Below are 16,390 nucleotides of genomic sequence, written 5' to 3'. Positions count from 1 at the left end.
TTAACGCTTTCTGATCGGCCTCTCAGCCTCAAATAGTTTGAACGCGCCAGGGCCCGGAATTTCCTGCCATTTCTTGAAGGATTCGCTCAACTGCGCCTCGTAGGGTAACTGACGGTTGGCCACGAACAACGCCCGCCCGTTTGGCTTCAACAGTTTTGCTGCCGTCTGGATAAACGCTTGGCCCAAGGCGGGTTCGGCTGCGCGGCCATGGTGGAATGGCGGGTTGCTGATAACCCAGTCATGGGCTGCCGGCCCCTCCAACCGCGTCACGTCTTCCCAATGGAAGCTGGCACGATCATCGGTCACATTGCGCCGTGCCGCATCCAGAGCGTTTGCATCCGCCTCGTATAGCGAGAGGGTCGTCACGTCCGGCGCTGCGGCGAGCAATTGTGCGCTCAGCCAGCCCCAGCCCGCGCCCAGATCGGCAACGGCGCCGGAAATGCGAGGCGCGAAATGCTCCGCCAACCGGATCGACCCTGCATCTGGCGAATCCGCGCTGAACATACCGGGGGCGGTTAACCAACCGCCGTCTTTCGCGCTCAACTGTGCCTTGTCGAACCATGGCTGGGTCAGCGGGATAGCATCTTCGGCAACCTCAATCGGGAACAGCTTGCCATGTGACTTGGACAAAACCTCACCCACGGGCAGGATTTTGCGCACCTGACGCACCAGCGAATCGACGCCCGCCGTTTTCTGACCGGTGACGATCAGCGGCGCGCCCGCAGGGATCATCCGGCAAGCCCGAGCGATTCGGCCAAGATTTTCATCACGCGAACGGCCAAGTCCGACAATCATTGCATCCATTGTTGCGGGCAGGGTGGCTACAACATTCAGGCGCATATCCTGCATACGATCGAAATCGACGCGGTTTTGCTGTTCAAATGTGATGATATCTGCGAAATCATGCCATCCGGCATCCGGTTCCGCGCCGATGCAGCCAACTTGCAGACCGGACAGGTCAATACCGCTGAGGTCCAGCCGTTGTGGGTCGCTCATTCAATCAATCTCACTCTTTTTCCATGGTGCACTGCAGCGGATGCTGATTGCGCTGTGCGTAATCCATCACCTGCGTGACTTTTGTCTCTGCGATTTCGCGAGAGAACACGCCAACCACGGCCACGCCCTTTTTATGGACGGTCAGCATGATTTCGATTGATTCCGCATGTGTCACACCAAAGAAGCGTTGCAGGACATGCACCACGAATTCCATTGGAGTGTAATCGTCGTTGAGCAAAAGAACCTTATATAACGGGGGCTTCTGCGTTTTTGGACGAGTCTTGGTTGCGAGGCCGATCTCGCCCTCGCGGTCAGAATCGTCATCAATCATATTGAGGGGTTTGCGTGTCATTCCGCCCATATGTCCCTTGCCGACCTAATTCGCAATATATCCCGTCTATAAAACGAGAAAAGGGGGCGTGTGCCCCCTTTTCGTAACAGTCGCAATTTAGTCGAAATTAAGCAGTCATCGACTTCATAGCAGTCTGGGCCGCGGTCATACGCTCACCCATAGGTGCGGTTACGTCCTTAGCGGAGGAAACCATCATCTCGTTCATCTTTGTCGCCTGCTTCATCCAGCCGTCAAATACGGTCTGTGCGAATGCGGACTGCTTTTCAAACAGTTCGGTAACTGTCTTGGAGGACGCCATGTCCTTGGCGGCGGCAACGCCTTCTTCGAAGGACTTCTTGGTGAAGGTGGACACTTCGGTGCCGAAACCTTCAGCTGCCTTGGCAGCGATCTCACCGGACTTTACCATCGCGTCGAGGTTTTCCTGACCGAAGGAAGAAGCTTCCTCGAAGCCTTTGGTCATTTTCTCAACCGTCTCGGTGACGGATTTCTGTGCGTCAGCAGCGAATGCTTCCATTTGGGCGGTAGCGTCTTTTGCAGTGGTCTTGGTAGCCATGATGAAACTCCATTGAACTCTAGTGAACGAACCTATCGTCCTTGTTGATTAGAAATAGGGGCTATGTTGCACTGCGTCAAGGGGGTTATGTTGCGCTGCACAAAAAATAAAAAGTGCCACAAAATCTTGACATTACGGCAGCTCTGCGTGCGACTCAGCACGCATTTGCGGCGTATAAGAGATTTTGGGTTAATCGTTGCAATTCAATTCGATGTGCTGCTAACTGAATGTAAACCATAATGCGGGCAGATGAACTGGCCCATTACCGAGGCAGGCTTTCGTCGGAGTGACCGATGTCTATACGTTTTTTGAGTACCATGCTGGTTGCAGCATTTTGTTTTGTAACCAGTGCCGCACAGGCGGCACCATATGCGGCCATTGTTCTGGACGCTCGTGATGGGTCTGTGCTGCATTCGCGCAGCGCTGATACCCCCTTGCACCCGGCATCTTTGACCAAAATGATGACGCTATATCTGGCGTTTGAGGCGGTGGAGAGCGGCCAGCTGGGCATCGACCAGCAGATCCGGATCTCTCGCAATGCAGCCAGTGAACCACCTTCGCGCTTGGGGCTTAGCGCGGGACAGCGCATTTCGGTGCGCTATCTGATCCGTGCTGCGGCTGTACGCTCCGCCAACGATGCCGCGACCGCCTTGGGTGAGGCGATTGCCGGGTCCGAGCAAGCCTTCGCGCAGTTGATGACGGATACGGCACGTTCGCTGGGCATGACCAACACAACCTTCCGCAATGCGAACGGCCTGACTGCGACGGGGCACCTGTCCACCGCGCGGGACATGAGCATGCTGGCACGGCACCTGTTCTTCGATTATCCGCAATATTACAATATCTTCGGACGTACTTCGACCAGCGCCGGTGTTGCTACGGTGCAAAATACCAACCGGCGTCTGCTGAACGGTTACAGCGGCGCTGACGGGATCAAGACGGGCTATACCCGCGCGGCTGGCTATAACTTGGCCGCCTCGGCAGAACGTGGTGGTGAGCGGATCATCGCAGTCATCTTTGGCGGTAGCAGCTCCAATTGGCGCTATAACCGCATGGTTGAGCTGCTGGATATGGGATTTGAGCGGGCACCGTCCCGCGTTGCCACCATCCGCCCCCAGCGTGAGGAGGCCGGTGCCGTCCTCGCCTCGATTCGCCCCATGCCACGTGGTGTTAGTGAGCCGACACAACTGGTTGCTGCGGCCAGCCTGGTGGGGAATGCACTGGTATCCTCCGCCGCTGCCGCCGTTCGGGATGAGCCGACAGCATCGACCGTGCCGCTTACCATTACGGCATCCGGTTCTGGCGCGCCAATGTCAGCGCCACGCCCATTGGCCCGTCCGGGCGGGGAATGGGCCGTTCAGCTTGGTGCCTATCGTGATCCGGAATTTGCCGAATCGGTGCTGACCGATGCTCTGCTCGGCGTGACCGAACCACTGGTCGGCGCGCATCGCAGTGTGGGTTCAACTGTGGTGAATGGTGTGCCGCTATACGCTGCGACCTTTATCGGGCTGAGTGAGCAGCAGGCCAGCGCGACATGCAGCAGCCTGCACGCACAGGATCGGATCTGCCGTTTGGTTGAACCGAACGGCTGATCCGAAGCTCTAGAACTTGCCAACTTTAGAACTTGATAGATACATCTGGCAGGTTCAACGACTTCACAACCTCTCGAACCTCCTGCCGTGCAGCGAGGTTCGAGATGTTCAGGCTGATATCGCCCGTGTCCTTCAGGTCCAGCAAAGTCAGCCCTGACAGGAACATCTCGCGGAAAACCACACGCTCACCGAACCCCGGTATGACGCGAAAGCCGATCCGCTTGCTCAGCTCGGTCAGCGCACTGCCTACACGACGCTTGTTGCGGGCGTTGAGCGTGGCGATGCGATTGCGCAGGACAACCCAGTCCACAGGCTTCAGCCCCGCTGTGGCGCGCAGCTGTCGCGCTTTCCAAACCATTTCGGCGTAAACGCTGGGGCCTAGAACCTTGCCTGTTTCAGGGTTCAGTCGCGCCAACAGGTCGAAATCGATCAGGCTGTCATTCATGGGTGTGATCAGCGTGTCCGCCGCCGCATGCGCCATCTGCGCGTAGCGGGTATGCGATCCGGGGCAGTCGATCAGGATGTAGGAGCAGGTCTCATCCAACCGGTTCAGCGCGACCGAAAAACGCGCCTCCTCCTCCGCCTGTGCTGCGGCCACACTATCGAATGTGGAATATTCCAGCACGTGGCGCACGGGCATCGGCAGCTTGGTGCCGGTCCGGTTTATAAAGGCCTCACGGTTTTCCAGATAGCGAAAGAAGCTCTTCTGCCGCAAGTCCAGATCGATCACGCCAACCTGATGACCGCATCGCGCCAACGCAGCGAAGAGATGCATGGAGGTTGTCGATTTCCCCGACCCTCCCTTTTCGTTGCCAAGCACGATGATATGCGCCACTTGCGGCCTCCTATATGCAAAAAGGCGCGCCCCACACGGGAACGCGCCTTTCTTTGATACACAACGCCCTTACGGGCGAAAAGCTCGGAAAGCCTATTAGAAGCCGAGGCCGTCGTACTTCGCCTTGAACTTCGACACGCGGCCGCCAGTATCCATCAGGCGCGAGGTGCCGCCGGTCCATGCCGGGTGCACGGAGGGGTCGATGTCGAGGTTCAGCTGTGCGCCCTCTTTCTGGTAGGTGGAGCGCATCTGTACAACGGTGCCGTCAGTCATCTTCACATCGATGATATGGTAGGCTGGGTGGATATCTTTTTTCATGGTTCGGTCCTTTGGTACGACTGATCGAAGCGGACAGGCCAATCTTCGTCGCCGTGAGGGTCAATTGAAATCGTCAGCTACCCTGTATCGGGCATACGTGCAAGCCCAGAGCGATGAATCACCCTTGTTGGCGCGAACGGCGCAGCTCCCTCAGATACTGGTTCGAGGTTTCAGGCCCGCTGAGGTTTCGCTGCACAAATTCGCGGATCTCGGCCTGTTCATCCAGCAGTGCGCCATAGGACAGCGCAGCACCGGCCGCTGTGGTGGCAAAATGCAGGCTGATATAGATCGTGACCGCAGCAGGCGCGACATAGATGGCCAGATCGGTTTGCCCAACCTGAAAAATCGCCATCATCAAAATGGCGAGGATGACCACCACCACACCGTTCAGCGCCTGCGCGATGTAGTACAGCACGGTCAGCCGCCAGAAGTTATAGCCGACACCAAAGACGATATCGTGGCGCGGCTTTTTTTCCGCAGCATTCGCAGCAGTGCCGGCCATTGCGGTGCCCATCGCGCCGAATCCTGCCGCCGCAATAAACGAGAACAACCACCCTGCGGCGGTTGCGATTGCGCTGAACTCGGCGATGATTTCGTCTAGCTCACCGACCGTTCCGTTACCGATGAACTGCACTGCGATGGTTTTCGCGCTGCCGGTAATTTCAACCGATAACAGCGCGGTCACGATGAACATGGCCAGCATCTGCACGATGTTGATGGGCAACAGGTTTACATAGGCCAGCCGCATCTGTGCCTTGGTCAGGTGATCAATCGTGGGGGGCGTTGTGCGATCGACAGCAACCAATGCGGCGCGCAGCGCAGCCATGCGGACAATCGCGATGCATGGTGTCGTCAAAAGGGCGATAAAGACCAGCTTCCACAGCGGTTCCGAGGTGTTCTGGATCAACCCGAAATAGACCAGCGCCGTTAGAATCGCGACCGGTAGGGTCCGCAGGAAAACAGTGGGCATCAAGGCCACGCTGTTAAAGAGAAGAGTATACATCGCGCCGCCTGATCTGAAGTGATGCCCAGAATAGGCGCAGATCGCAGCAGGTTCAAACGAAACAGGCGTCCCCGAATGGGGACGCCTGTCGTAAATCAGCAGTGGCGCGGGGCTTATGCCTTTGGTGCGCGGTAGTTTGTCTTCTCGGTGATGCGAGCCGACTTACCACGACGATCGCGCAAGTAGTACAGCTTTGCGCGCCGAACACGGCCACGACGAACAACAGTTACGCTGTCGATGTTTGGCGAGTGGAGCGGGAATACACGCTCAACACCCTCACCGAAGGAGATCTTGCGAACGGTGAAGGATGCGCCGATCCCTGTGCCGTTATTGCGCGCAATCACAACGCCTTCGTAGTTCTGTACGCGCGAGCGGGTGCCCTCGGTCACTTTGTAGCCAACGCGAACGGTATCACCGGGTGCGAAGTCAGGAATGTCTTTGGCAAGCTGAGCAATCTGCTCGGCTTCAAGGGTCTGAAGCAGGTTCATCTCATCGTCCTTTTGATCGCCTTTTCGGCGAATGTTTGCGCGCATGATAGCTCTGGTCGCTGCTCGGGCTTCGGAGGATTTCCGGCCCGCCAGAGGTCGATACGACTTTCCTTATCTATGAACCCGTCACGTGGTGGCAGGCAGGCACCTACCCGAACGAACTCAAAAGCCGAGGATTCCCCAGCAGGCCCCGCCCATAGCCCACAGCGGGGGGAAGTTCAACCGCCCTTACGCGTGCGGGCCAGATGCGCGGCCCACAGATCGGGGCGGCGATCCTGTGTCAGGGCCTCGGATTGGGCCTGACGCCATTCTGCGATCCTACCGTGATGGCCTGAAATCAGGACCTCAGGCACGGTGCGGCCCTCCCAATCATTGGGGCGGGTGAATTGTGGATGCTCCAGCAAGCCGGAGGAAAAGCTCTCCTCCTCAATGGATTCGGCATTTCCCAGCACCTTGGGCAGCAGGCGCACTGTGGCGTCAATCATGGCCTGTGCGGCCAGTTCGCCACCGGTCAGGATGAAGTCACCCAGCGAAACCTCGATAATCTGACGTGCCTCGATGATCCGCTCGTCCACACCCTCAAACCGCCCGCACAGCAGGGTCACGCCGGGGCCCGCGGCAAGGCTGCGCGCCATTTCCTGATCAAATCGCCGCCCGCGTGGGCTAAGGTAAATCAGCGGCCCGACAACCGGACGCGATGCAATTGCCGCGTCCAGCACATCCGCGCGCAGCACCATGCCGGCGCCACCACCTGTGGGGGTGTCATCAACGGCGCGGTGCTTGCCCAAGCCGAATTGACGAATATCCGTCGTGTCCAGCTGCCACAGCTTATCCTTGAGCGCACGTCCCGTCAGCGATTGCCCCAGAATGCCCGGAAACATGTCGGGATACAGCGTCAGAACACGCGCGGTCCAGATATCGACCAGCTCGCGTTCCTCCATCAGATCACGGGGAACGGCACTGGCCGAAATGGATTTACGCCCGATCGACCGCATCATAGCGCGCCTGCAAGATTGCTCATGCGTCATCCTCGGTCAGATCGACGATTACACGGCCCGCAGTCAGATCGACGGTGGGCACCGCGTGGCGGGTAAAGGGGACCAGCGTTTCGCCCTTTGGCCCCATAATATCCAGAATATCGCCCGCGCCATGGTCATGCACAGCGCGCACACGGCCCAGCTCAACCCCGCCAGTGTCCAGCACTAGCAGGCCGATCAGGTCAGCATGATAGAATTCATCATCAGGCAGGTCAGGCATCTGCGCGCGTTCGGCAAATAGGCGCGTGCCCTTCATCGCGTCGGCTTCTTCCTTGGTCGCGATACCGGTCAAATGCGCGGCCAGCCCGTTTGCAACAGGGCGCGTGATGGTCACGTCAAAGCGGCGCTTGCCGTCCTCGGTAAACAGGGGGGCATAGTCCGCAATCGCGGTCGGGTCCGAGGTGAAGCTCTTTAGCCGCACCTCACCACGCACGCCGAATGCGCCAGAAATTGCGCCAACACAGATCAGATCGCTCATCGTAACAGAACCTCCGGTTTGGGTGCTTCGGTTTCCCAGCCCGCGCGGATCAGCTCGGGCGTTTCGGTTTCAATTTCGGGCCAGCCCATACACAGATACCCGACCAAGGCCCAGTCCTCTGGCACGTCAAGGTCGGCGCAAAGCTGTTCGGGATCAAGGATCGAAACCCAGCCCAGACCCAGCCCACGCGCACGTGCGCCCAGCCATAGGTACATAATCGCGCCAACAACGGAATAGGCCCGCATTTGCGGCATGGTGCCTGCGCCTAGGCCGGACCCCTTGACCGTGGCGTCATCGCAAAACACAGCCAGATGAACGGGAGCGTCCTGCATGCCGGATAGTTTCAGGCCCGCGTAACGTTCCGCCTGCTCACCGGAATATCCGCTAAGTGCTTGGGCGTTGGCGGCTTCGAAATTTGCAATTGCAGCAGCGCGCGCGGCGTCGCTGTGCACATTCACCAATCGCCATGGCGCGCTGAGGCCGACCGACGGCGCGTGGCGCAGCAGGTCCAGACACTCGGTCACTAATGCATCGGGAATGGGGGTTTTCTGAAAGCGGCGAACATCGCGGCGCCATCGGAATAATTCAGTCAATTCTGCCGTAAAATCAGGTGTGAAGGAACGCATTATGGCCCCCGAACAGGCTAACGGCAAAAAACCGGCCCCCCGTATCGGGGGACCGGAATGCGGGGATCACTCCTCCGCTGCGGGCTCTTCAGCAGGAGCAGCTGCGGCTGCCGCTGCGGCTTCCTCAGCTGCTGCAACCTTGGCTGCTTTCTCTTCAGCGCGATCCTGCGCCTTCTTGCCTGGCTCACCCTTTTTCAGGTTTGCGCGCTCTTTTTTCGCAATAACGCCAGCAGCTTCGAGGAAGCGGGACACACGGTCCGTAGGCTTGGCGCCTGTGCCCAGCCAGTATGCAACGCGCTCTGCGTCCATCTTGACGCGCTCTTCGTTGTCCTTGGCCAACAGCGGGTTATATGTGCCCAGCTTTTCGATGTAGCGGCCATCGCGTGCCATGCGGCTATCCGCAGCAACGATACGGTAGAAGGGGCGCTTTTTGGAACCGCCGCGTGCGAGACGAATGGTAACGGCCATGGTGTATCTCCTTGATCTGGTCGTGTTAGGTGTCTGATGTTTCAGACGTTTTCTTGAAACTGTTCGTGGTGACGGATGACTTCCTGAATAACGAAATTCAGGAATTTCCGCGTGAAATCCGGGTCGAGGCCGGCGTCATGTGACAGCCTCTCAAGCCGGGTAATCTGCTCCCCTTCCCGTGTGGGATCGGAGGGCGGAAGATCGTGTTCAGCCTTCAGCTTTCCAACGGCCTGTGTCCGCTTGAACCGTTCGGCCAGCGTGTAGACGAGGATCGCATCGAGGTTGTCGATGGAGGCGCGATGTTCGGCCAGCACGTCGCGGGCGCGGGTGATTTCATCGGTCATTCGGGCGCTCCTACAGTCGAAAAAGGGGTGGCTGCGTTATGGCTGCTCTGTGGCTGCTTTGCGGCTGGCAAAATTGCGGCTCCGTGCATCAGGGAAAGGCATGGCATGCCTGTCGCCTGTGCCGCCATGGAGGATGGGGCCGCGCGATTGCCGAAATGATATGCCGGTTCAGTGCTCACTTCTTCTTGCCGAATCCGCTGAGGCCGGGGGGCAGTGCCGCACCGCCAAGTCCGGGCATGCCGCCGGGGGCCGCGCCGGAGCCGAGGCCCGCAGGTGGGGTCATACCGGGGGGCATTCCTGCGCCGCCCTTGCCCATCAGCGCGCTGAGCCCGCCGCGCATCAGGCCCTTTTTGCCCATCTTACCCATCTTCTTCATCATGTCCGCCATTTGGCGGTGCATTTTGATTAGCTTGTTCAGGTCGGACACGTCCATGCCTGCACCCTTGGCGATCCGCTTTTTGCGGCTGGCCTGTAGCAGGGCAGGGTTGCGGCGTTCCTGTTTGGTCATCGAATCGATCAGGGCGATTTGGCGTTTGAGGACCTTATCGTCCAGTCCCGCCTCATCCATCTGCTTGGTCAGTTTGCCCATGCCCGGCATCATGCCCATGACACCCTGCATGCCGCCCATTTTTTGCATTTGCTCAAGCTGCTGCTTCAGGTCGTTCATATTGAACTGACCCTTTTGGAAGCGTTTCATCATGCGCTCGGCCTGCTCGGCCTCGATCTGTTCCTGCGCCTTTTCGACGAGGGAGACAATATCGCCCATGCCAAGGATCCGGCCCGCGATACGTTCGGGGTGGAATTCCTCGATGGCGTCCATCTTCTCGCCCAGACCGACGAATTTGATGGGCTTGCCGGTGACAGCGCGCATCGATAGGGCCGCACCACCGCGACCGTCACCGTCCATGCGGGTCAGGACCACGCCGGAAATGCCGACACGGGTGTTGAAATTCTCAGCCGTGTAGACGGCATCCTGTCCGGTCAGGCCATCGACCACCAGCAGGGTTTCGTGTGGTTTCGCCTCGTCCCGAACGGCGGCAACCTCGTCCATCAACTCGTCATCAATGGACAGACGGCCCGCCGTATCGAGCATGTAGACATCATAGCCACCCAGCGTTGCCTGCTGTTTGGCGCGCTTGGCGATCTGAACGGGGGTCTGGCCTGCGACGATCGGCAGGGTGTCCACGCCGATTTGCATGCCCAGAACGGCCAACTGCTCCATCGCGGCAGGGCGGCGTGTGTCGAGCGAGGCCATCAGGACGCGCTTTTTGTTACGATCCGTCAGGCGCTTGGCCAATTTCGCGGTGGTCGTGGTTTTACCCGAGCCCTGTAGGCCGACCATCAGAATCGGCGCGGGAGGGGAGGAGACCTTTAGCTCACCAGCATTCGCATCGTCGCCTGCCAGTGTCTGGATCAGTGCGTCGTGCACGATCTTGATAACTTGCTGGCCGGGGCTGACCGATTTGGTGACGGCCTGACCGGTCGCCTTTTCCTGCACGGATTTGACGAAGTCGCGTGCCACGGGCAGCGAGACATCGGCCTCCAGCAATGCGACGCGCACCTCGCGCAGGGCGGTTGCGACGTCTTCCTCGGTCAGCGCACCCTGACGGGTCAGCTTTTCAAGGACACCTGAGAGGCGGTCGGAAAGATTCTCAAACATGGCGTCGCTCCTGCATTAGGTCCGCAAAACGGCGAAAGCACCGGTGGGCGCAACGCGCTGACCGGTGGCGATCCCCGGCGCACGGGCCGCGGACCGGAAGACTTTGCTTCCGGGGATTTGTGGCTAATTACTCCGACATGGGCGCTGGGTCAAGCGTAGCCCCATATGCAAACGGCCCGCCGGTTAGGGCGGGCCGTGAAATCAGTACGAAACGTGGCGTTAGTGCACCAACACCGCGTAGTTTATATATTCCTGAACGCTGGGATCTGCGGGATCGGCGGCGCCCAGATATTCCACGGGGATATAGGCCAGCTCGATATCCGAGTTCCAGCAATCCATCTGATCGCTGGGATCGGTGCCGACTGTATCTGCGCAGGTTTGCACATCCACCGGACCGGTGAAGAACAGATCGACCACGGCCTCAAGCTCCGCCACATAGGCGCCGGAATAGGCGTCGCTGGTGCCGGAATAGGAGGTTGGCGTCGTCAGGGCCTGACAGTTCACCAAGGCTACATGCTGGCGGCGACGCTCCAGCGGTTGCTCGGCCGATGGGGTGTTCGAGGTGAACTGGAAATGTTCAGGCAGGCTGCGAATATCCTCACCATCATCGCCCGGGCCGTTCGATGCGGCATAGTCCAGCAGCTCGCTCGTGTGACGCTCAATCATCGTGTAGCCGTCATATAGCGTATGCGAGCCAACGATATCCCACTCAAACGAGGTGCTGGGATTATCGAGATCGAAGCCATAGGCGCTCATATACGGTGAGTGATAGGTCGAGAAATACTCGACAAAGCTGGGAACGCGGCCCTGTAGGATGTCGTACCAAGGGGTGCCGACACCGGCATAGGCCACGGTGTTATCAACCTCATCCGTGATGAGATACAGGTCCAGCTCAACCTCGCTGGTCCATGTGATAACTGCGGTGTCGTTTACCTGAACCTGATATTCACGCTCACTATTGGCGGGCAGCTCGAAGATCACGCTCTTATTATCCGTTTCAAAGCCCAAGCGGCCCGTCAGGTCGTGATCGGTATAATTGCTGATGCGCCAGCCAGTGATCGAGGAATCCGAGCCTAGCGGCCCGAGGCTGACAATATCTGTATCAGGGGCTGGTGCCTCGGTTGTTTCCGCTTCGCCCTCGGCTTCACCCTCTGCCTCAGCGATTTCGGCCTCGGATGCGACATATACTGCCTCGGTTATGGGGCCCATGCGCCAGCCGGTGGCCGTGTTTTCGGAACTGGATTCGGTAAAGGGCAGCGCCATGTACGGGTATGGCGAGCAGTTTTCAGGGTCGCTTTGCATACAATCCGCGTAAATCATCGGACCCCATGCACCGCCATAGCCGTCACCCTTCATATGGTTGCGGCGGGCGGCGGTGTTAGTGATGTTATCGGGATAGGCAGCCAGAACCGCGACCCATTCGGCGCGATTGGCGGCGGCGTTATCATAGGATTCTTGTGCGCGTGCGGCATAGCTGGCAAAGTACGGGCCGCGTGCCTCAAGCGCTGCAACTTGTGCTGCCAAGCGCGCCATATCCTCATCTGCCTCGGCGATATGACCGTTTTCGATATATTCGATATATTCCGCGCGGGTCAGGTGGCCGTGATTGGCAACATAATCCGGTGCAAAGGCACGGTCAGTGGTTACGGCCTGTGTCAGCACGCGGTCCATCGGGGCGTCCCAGATGTCGAACAGGGTGTTCAGCGCGGTTGTGATCGTATCAGGCTCAGCCGGTTTGATCAGAACCTCACCACCGATACACTGCATCTGGCTGTCGATTGTGGCCAGCAGGCAGGTATCGCGCAGACGTTCCAGATCCTCATCATTCGACGGGTAGGACCACGGGTCGGTGGAGGTTGAGATGTTCGGGTTGCCATCATAGGCCGCTGCCTGAAACGCGGTCAGGCCGACATCATCGCAAACACCAGCAATATCAGCGCCGATTTCGTGACGCGGATTTTTGAACAGGCCAACGCGGATCGCACCGTCATTGGTGCTGAGCGCGCGCGGCACGTCGAGGCCCGGCTGAAGGTCGGTGGTCAGGAACATGCGTGTTCCCTCGTTCCCTTCCATAATCTCGGCGAAGGAGCGCGAGGCGGAATCGTTTTCAAACGGGTTGCACATGACCATCGTGCTCAGCTCTCCACAATAGGAGATCTGCATCCGTGCCACCGCATAGGCGGACAGGTTGATCGAGGTGGTTTTTTCGGTGCCGTCCGCGTTCGTCGTGTCATTGTTCAGACCGACCGAGAGAAGCGCGAGGCGGATGCTGCGGGCCTCGGCTTCGACATAGACATGGGTTGCATAGGCTGCTGTGTCGGTGGTCAGCGTGCTCATGGCATCTGCGGAGAATGTGCCCGTGTCGTCAGCCGGATTGCCGACCAGAAAGGTTAACGGCGTCGCAATCGCGAATTCGCTGTCTTCCTCGGTAAAGGTGGAGGATTGCGCAATGGCAACCGCGGCGGCTGTCGCACGTTCCAGCGCATCCGCGCCACCATCCAGTTCGCCAGCGGCGGCCAATGCTGCCTTGTCTACAAAGCTTTGCATCTGGGAATGTGCGGAATAGGCGCGACCGAAATCGATGACCAATCCGGCGGATGTCAGCAACATCACCGAAAAAATTACGACCTGAATGGCCACAACAGCATCGTCATCACGCCGGAATCGGCTGAAAAACGGGCGCATCCGCGCCACGGTATTAACGATCATCTATATCTCCCCACGCCCCAATCCCTGGATTTCGCCGGATTGCGGAGCCCCCACTTCACCATCCAACGAAAGGCTGGACCAAACAACAGGACCAGCAAGAACCCGCTTATAATGCCAAAGCAATAACTTTCGCGCAATCACAAGGCTGGCATCCCGCGCGTTTTAGCGCCAAATACACGCTGAGTAACGCGCAACTGCGCGGATCAGTCTAATAGTTTTGGGGCAGTTGTAGCGATATGAACACCTTTGAGGCGAGTAAAATAGCTGCTTTGTACCGCTTTGCGCGAATCGAGGCGCCGGATTCGTTGCGAACAACACTGGAACATCAGCTGCGTGAGCTGGGCGTTCACGGTATTTTGTTGGTCGCGGCTGAAGGGATCAACGGCACATTGGCCGGTCCCGCGCAGGCCATCGATGATATGGTCGCCCTGTTGCGCACCATTCCGGGGTGCGAGGATCTGGAGCCGAAATATAGCTATGCCGACAAACAGCCCTTTCGCCGCCTGCGGGTTCGGCTAAAGCAGGAGATCGTGACCCTTGGCGCCGGAGAGGTTGATCCAAACGCCGCCGTTGGCCGTTATGTGGCGCCTGATGATTGGAACGACCTGATCGCGGACCCTGACGTTGTGCTGATCGACACCCGCAATGATTACGAGGTTGCCGTGGGCACGTTCGAGGGCGCAATCGACCCTGCGACCCGCAGCTTTGGCGAATTCCCTGAATGGTGGGCCCAGAACGCGGAAAAGTTCGAGGGCAAGAAGATCGCCATGTTCTGCACCGGCGGCATTCGCTGCGAGAAGTCCACAAGCTGGCTGATCGGGCAGGGGGTGGAGCAGGTTTATCACCTACAGGGCGGCATCCTGAAATACCTTGAGGAAGTGCCCGAGGAAAACAGCACATGGAACGGCGAGTGCTTTGTGTTTGATGAGCGTGTTTCCGTTGGTCATGGCTTGGAGCGGGGGCCATATGTGCTGTGCGCCGGATGTCGCCGCCCCGTCGCGCCCGAGGATATGGACCGCCCCGGCTATGAGCATGGCGTGAGCTGTCATCAGTGCATTGATGAGCGGACCGATGGCGACCGTGCCCGTTTCCGTGAACGCCAACGTCAAATCGATCTGGCCGCCGCGCGGGGTGAGGCGCATCTGGCAGGGCAAAAGCCGCAGGACTAGGCGGTTATTGCGGGGCCTGTAAAACCACGGGACGTGGCGATCCGTTGGTCATCAGAAAGCCGAAATCGGCCAGCCCCTGTTGGTCCGTACCGGATTGCCCCCAGTAAATTGTGGCGCGGTGGTTGCGGACCTCATGCATCACGGCGTCATAGGTCAGCGTCATGGGAAAGGGATCGCCGTTCATAGGCGTTGTAAAGGTGGCGATCAGCAGCGTGTATTGACCCACATGCGCGTTTTCGCCTGCCTGCAATGTTGCGCTGATCAGGGTCAGCGTCGCATCGTGCAGGGTGAGGTGATCTGCGAAATAGGCAGCGATCGCCTCGGTTTGCTGTGCTGATAAATCCTGCGGAACCGTGATATCCCCAAGTGGCGCAAGGGACGGTGCCGCGATCAGCAGGTCCTCCAGCGCCAGCTCAACGGATAGGTGCAATTGCTGCTGTGCCTGCCACATGCTGATCAGGCTGCCGGGCAGGGCGTGGGCCGTCGCGCCGCCGGTGCTGGCGATGAAAAGCATCAGGGCGGGTATGATAACCCGCCCCCATAGTTTACGCATCATTCAGTATTGCCGCCGTAATCATCCGTTTGATCGCGCCAGACGGAGTGGGGGTGATTGCCCACCTCGCCCGTGGATTTGTTCGATTGCAGCGAAAACTCGATCCACAGCGACGGGCCGTGGATGCGGACATAATCATCCTCGGTGTTTACCTCGGTCGTGCCGGTATAACCCAATGTGGTGTCGGACAGTTCGGCGGTGTATTTGGCCATATAGGTGGCGGCATCCGCATCGTTCAGGTCACCAACATAGGTTTCAATGGCAGCCAGTAACAGGGCTTGTTGATCTTCGCTTAGCTCGGAAACGCTCAACCCCTCCTGCGTGTCGGGGATTGCATCATCGGCCTGCGGGCCTGCGATGATGTCGCGATAGGTTCCCTCCAACAGAGCCGCGCTTTGCTGATCGTCGGAAAGCGAGCGGAGCAGCGCGGTGAAGGCCTCACGCTCCTGCATCAGGGGCATATTCTCACGCCCGTTCATCAGGAATCTGGGGAAGGGTTCAATGCCGCGGAACGAAGGGGTCGCACCGGACAGAACGCCGTCTGAATAGGTGTTGGTGAACGCGAAATGGTGCCCGCCATAGTAAATCTGCCATGTGCCGGTTTCCGCAGGCGTGCCCAGAAAGGCGAACTTGGTATTATACGAGGCATATCCGACGCCGTAATCGGTGCTGATGGAGCCGATATAATCGTCGGCATTCAGCGTTTGCTCCATCTCGTCATAGCCCTCATTCGCAGTCAGGCTGGCGACCTCCATCAAGATGGCTTTGACGATGCCGCGTTGTTCGACGCTAAGCTCACCCAGAAATACGCCGGGGCGGGCGGGAAAGGCACCTGCGGGCAGGTTGCTCCAGTTCTGGGCCTCGGCCACGGAATAATCCAACTGGATATATTCCAGAATTTCATCCGAAGCGCCGGATTTCAGCAGGTTGGCAAGGCATAGCAGGCGGGTAAAGCCCGCATCCGTGCCGCATTCACCGACAGAGGCGGGGATCTGCACCGACCCCATCAGGATGCTGGTATCGCCAAGGCGCTCCGTCGTGCCCGTCGTATCCTCTGGCGGGGGGCCGCCCGGCCCGCCGGGGGCGGGTTGCGCCACTGCGGCTAAGCTAAGGCTGAGATATGACGCAATGGTCATGCCCACAACAGTTGCCATCGTTCGATTCGGTCGTGCCATATGCATGTTTCCCCAGCATTTTTCGTTGGCTGAG

General features: G+C 58.8%; 18 protein-coding genes. 2 read left to right on the top strand and 16 right to left on the bottom strand.

What is annotated here, in order from left to right; all coding sequences use genetic code 11:
- The 3 genes from CR254_RS10325 to CR254_RS10315 all read right to left on the bottom strand — a co-directional run bounded on the left by CR254_RS10325 (nt 1) and on the right by CR254_RS10315 (nt 1,901).
- On the bottom strand, nt 1-996 hold the full coding sequence (locus CR254_RS10325; RefSeq protein ID WP_097929773.1) for a class I SAM-dependent methyltransferase: 996 nt from the start codon (nt 994-996) through the stop codon (nt 1-3).
- Nucleotides 997-1,006: 10 nt separating this feature from the next.
- Nucleotides 1,007-1,348 (bottom strand): ATP-dependent Clp protease adapter ClpS, encoded by a 342-nt coding sequence (gene clpS / locus CR254_RS10320; protein WP_097929862.1) that lies wholly within the window; start codon nt 1,346-1,348, stop codon nt 1,007-1,009.
- Between the two features lie 106 nt (nt 1,349-1,454).
- Nucleotides 1,455-1,901 (bottom strand): phasin family protein, encoded by a 447-nt coding sequence (locus CR254_RS10315; RefSeq protein ID WP_097929772.1) that lies wholly within the window; start codon nt 1,899-1,901, stop codon nt 1,455-1,457.
- Nucleotides 1,902-2,194: 293 nt separating this feature from the next.
- On the opposite strand from CR254_RS10315, the gene CR254_RS10310 reads away from it, so the two are divergent.
- Nucleotides 2,195-3,493, top strand: coding sequence for a D-alanyl-D-alanine carboxypeptidase family protein (locus CR254_RS10310; protein ID WP_245851556.1), 1,299 nt, complete (start codon nt 2,195-2,197; stop codon nt 3,491-3,493).
- A gap of 25 nt (nt 3,494-3,518) precedes the next feature.
- On the opposite strand, the gene CR254_RS10305 is transcribed toward CR254_RS10310, so the two are convergent.
- The 11 genes from CR254_RS10305 to CR254_RS10255 all read right to left on the bottom strand — a co-directional run bounded on the left by CR254_RS10305 (nt 3,519) and on the right by CR254_RS10255 (nt 13,459).
- Nucleotides 3,519-4,328 (bottom strand): division plane positioning ATPase MipZ, encoded by an 810-nt coding sequence (locus CR254_RS10305; protein WP_097929770.1) that lies wholly within the window; start codon nt 4,326-4,328, stop codon nt 3,519-3,521.
- Between the two features lie 96 nt (nt 4,329-4,424).
- Entirely contained in the window at nt 4,425-4,646 is a 222-nt protein-coding gene (rpmE, locus tag CR254_RS10300; RefSeq protein WP_097929769.1) for a 50S ribosomal protein L31, read from the bottom strand.
- A 118-nt stretch (nt 4,647-4,764) separates the two neighbouring features.
- Nucleotides 4,765-5,649 carry a hypothetical protein gene (locus tag CR254_RS10295; protein WP_097929768.1) on the bottom strand — a complete coding sequence of 295 codons (885 nt, stop codon included), beginning with the start codon at nt 5,647-5,649 and terminating at the stop codon, nt 4,765-4,767.
- A gap of 113 nt (nt 5,650-5,762) precedes the next feature.
- A complete protein-coding gene (gene rplS, locus CR254_RS10290; protein WP_097929861.1) occupies nt 5,763-6,137 on the bottom strand; it encodes a 50S ribosomal protein L19 in 375 nt (124 codons plus the stop codon).
- Between the two features lie 218 nt (nt 6,138-6,355).
- Nucleotides 6,356-7,135, bottom strand: a complete 780-nt coding sequence (gene trmD, locus CR254_RS10285; RefSeq protein WP_097929767.1) for a tRNA (guanosine(37)-N1)-methyltransferase TrmD — start codon at nt 7,133-7,135, stop codon at nt 6,356-6,358.
- Nucleotides 7,136-7,154: 19 nt separating this feature from the next.
- Nucleotides 7,155-7,652 (bottom strand): ribosome maturation factor RimM, encoded by a 498-nt coding sequence (gene rimM, locus CR254_RS10280; protein WP_097929766.1) that lies wholly within the window; start codon nt 7,650-7,652, stop codon nt 7,155-7,157.
- Nucleotides 7,649-8,278, bottom strand: coding sequence for a 5,6-dimethylbenzimidazole synthase (gene bluB, locus CR254_RS10275; protein WP_097929765.1), 630 nt, complete (start codon nt 8,276-8,278; stop codon nt 7,649-7,651). Before bluB ends, rimM begins: the two co-directional genes overlap by 4 nt.
- A 66-nt stretch (nt 8,279-8,344) precedes the next feature.
- Nucleotides 8,345-8,746 (bottom strand): 30S ribosomal protein S16, encoded by a 402-nt coding sequence (rpsP, locus tag CR254_RS10270; protein ID WP_097929764.1) that lies wholly within the window; start codon nt 8,744-8,746, stop codon nt 8,345-8,347.
- A 41-nt stretch (nt 8,747-8,787) separates the two neighbouring features.
- Entirely contained in the window at nt 8,788-9,090 is a 303-nt protein-coding gene (locus CR254_RS10265) for a chorismate mutase (protein WP_097929763.1), read from the bottom strand.
- A gap of 175 nt (nt 9,091-9,265) precedes the next feature.
- A complete protein-coding gene (gene ffh / locus CR254_RS10260; protein WP_097929762.1) occupies nt 9,266-10,750 on the bottom strand; it encodes a signal recognition particle protein in 1,485 nt (494 codons plus the stop codon).
- 219 nt (nt 10,751-10,969) lie between these two features.
- Complete coding sequence (locus CR254_RS10255; protein WP_097929761.1) at nt 10,970-13,459, bottom strand: pilus assembly protein TadG-related protein; 2,490 nt, start codon at nt 13,457-13,459, stop codon at nt 10,970-10,972.
- A gap of 236 nt (nt 13,460-13,695) precedes the next feature.
- Here CR254_RS10255 and trhO point away from each other — a divergent pair, with 236 nt between their 5' ends.
- Nucleotides 13,696-14,628 carry an oxygen-dependent tRNA uridine(34) hydroxylase TrhO gene (gene trhO, locus CR254_RS10250; RefSeq protein ID WP_097929760.1) on the top strand — a complete coding sequence of 311 codons (933 nt, stop codon included), beginning with the start codon at nt 13,696-13,698 and terminating at the stop codon, nt 14,626-14,628.
- Nucleotides 14,629-14,632: 4 nt separating this feature from the next.
- Here trhO and CR254_RS10245 read toward each other — a convergent pair whose 3' ends face one another.
- Nucleotides 14,633-15,184: a hypothetical protein gene (locus tag CR254_RS10245; RefSeq protein ID WP_097929759.1), complete on the bottom strand. Its 552-nt coding sequence runs from the start codon at nt 15,182-15,184 to the stop codon at nt 14,633-14,635.
- Nucleotides 15,181-16,356, bottom strand: a complete 1,176-nt coding sequence (locus CR254_RS10240; RefSeq protein ID WP_245851555.1) for a DUF3500 domain-containing protein — start codon at nt 16,354-16,356, stop codon at nt 15,181-15,183. The genes CR254_RS10245 and CR254_RS10240 overlap by 4 nt, the downstream gene beginning before the upstream one ends.
- Between the last annotated feature and the right edge of the window lie 34 nt (nt 16,357-16,390).

It is taken from the genome of Pontivivens marinum (assembly GCF_900231835.1).
GTDB lineage: Bacteria > Pseudomonadota > Alphaproteobacteria > Rhodobacterales > Rhodobacteraceae > Pontivivens > Pontivivens marinum.
The sequence above is the reverse complement of the archived record's forward strand: the minus strand, read 5'-3'. Positions and strand labels throughout refer to the sequence as shown.

Bases quoted from the DNA above. Each gene is read 5' to 3' on its own strand.
- CR254_RS10295 (WP_097929768.1), bottom strand. From the start codon at position 5,649: ATGTATACTCTTCTCTTTAACAGCGTGGCCTTGATGCCCACTGTTTTC.
- CR254_RS10325 (WP_097929773.1), bottom strand. From the start codon at position 996: ATGAGCGACCCACAACGGCTGGACCTCAGCGGTATTGACCTGTCCGGT.
- rplS (WP_097929861.1), bottom strand. From the start codon at position 6,137: ATGAACCTGCTTCAGACCCTTGAAGCCGAGCAGATTGCTCAGCTTGCC.
- trmD (WP_097929767.1), bottom strand. From the start codon at position 7,135: ATGATGCGGTCGATCGGGCGTAAATCCATTTCGGCCAGTGCCGTTCCC.
- CR254_RS10255 (WP_097929761.1), bottom strand. From the start codon at position 13,459: ATGATCGTTAATACCGTGGCGCGGATGCGCCCGTTTTTCAGCCGATTC.
- CR254_RS10310 (WP_245851556.1), top strand. From the start codon at position 2,195: ATGTCTATACGTTTTTTGAGTACCATGCTGGTTGCAGCATTTTGTTTT.
- bluB (WP_097929765.1), bottom strand. From the start codon at position 8,278: ATGCGTTCCTTCACACCTGATTTTACGGCAGAATTGACTGAATTATTC.
- rpmE (WP_097929769.1), bottom strand. From the start codon at position 4,646: ATGAAAAAAGATATCCACCCAGCCTACCATATCATCGATGTGAAGATG.
- ffh (WP_097929762.1), bottom strand. From the start codon at position 10,750: ATGTTTGAGAATCTTTCCGACCGCCTCTCAGGTGTCCTTGAAAAGCTG.
- clpS (WP_097929862.1), bottom strand. From the start codon at position 1,348: ATGACACGCAAACCCCTCAATATGATTGATGACGATTCTGACCGCGAG.
- CR254_RS10240 (WP_245851555.1), bottom strand. From the start codon at position 16,356: ATGGCACGACCGAATCGAACGATGGCAACTGTTGTGGGCATGACCATT.
- CR254_RS10265 (WP_097929763.1), bottom strand. From the start codon at position 9,090: ATGACCGATGAAATCACCCGCGCCCGCGACGTGCTGGCCGAACATCGC.
- CR254_RS10315 (WP_097929772.1), bottom strand. From the start codon at position 1,901: ATGGCTACCAAGACCACTGCAAAAGACGCTACCGCCCAAATGGAAGCA.
- CR254_RS10245 (WP_097929759.1), bottom strand. From the start codon at position 15,184: ATGATGCGTAAACTATGGGGGCGGGTTATCATACCCGCCCTGATGCTT.
- rpsP (WP_097929764.1), bottom strand. From the start codon at position 8,746: ATGGCCGTTACCATTCGTCTCGCACGCGGCGGTTCCAAAAAGCGCCCC.
- trhO (WP_097929760.1), top strand. From the start codon at position 13,696: ATGAACACCTTTGAGGCGAGTAAAATAGCTGCTTTGTACCGCTTTGCG.
- rimM (WP_097929766.1), bottom strand. From the start codon at position 7,652: ATGAGCGATCTGATCTGTGTTGGCGCAATTTCTGGCGCATTCGGCGTG.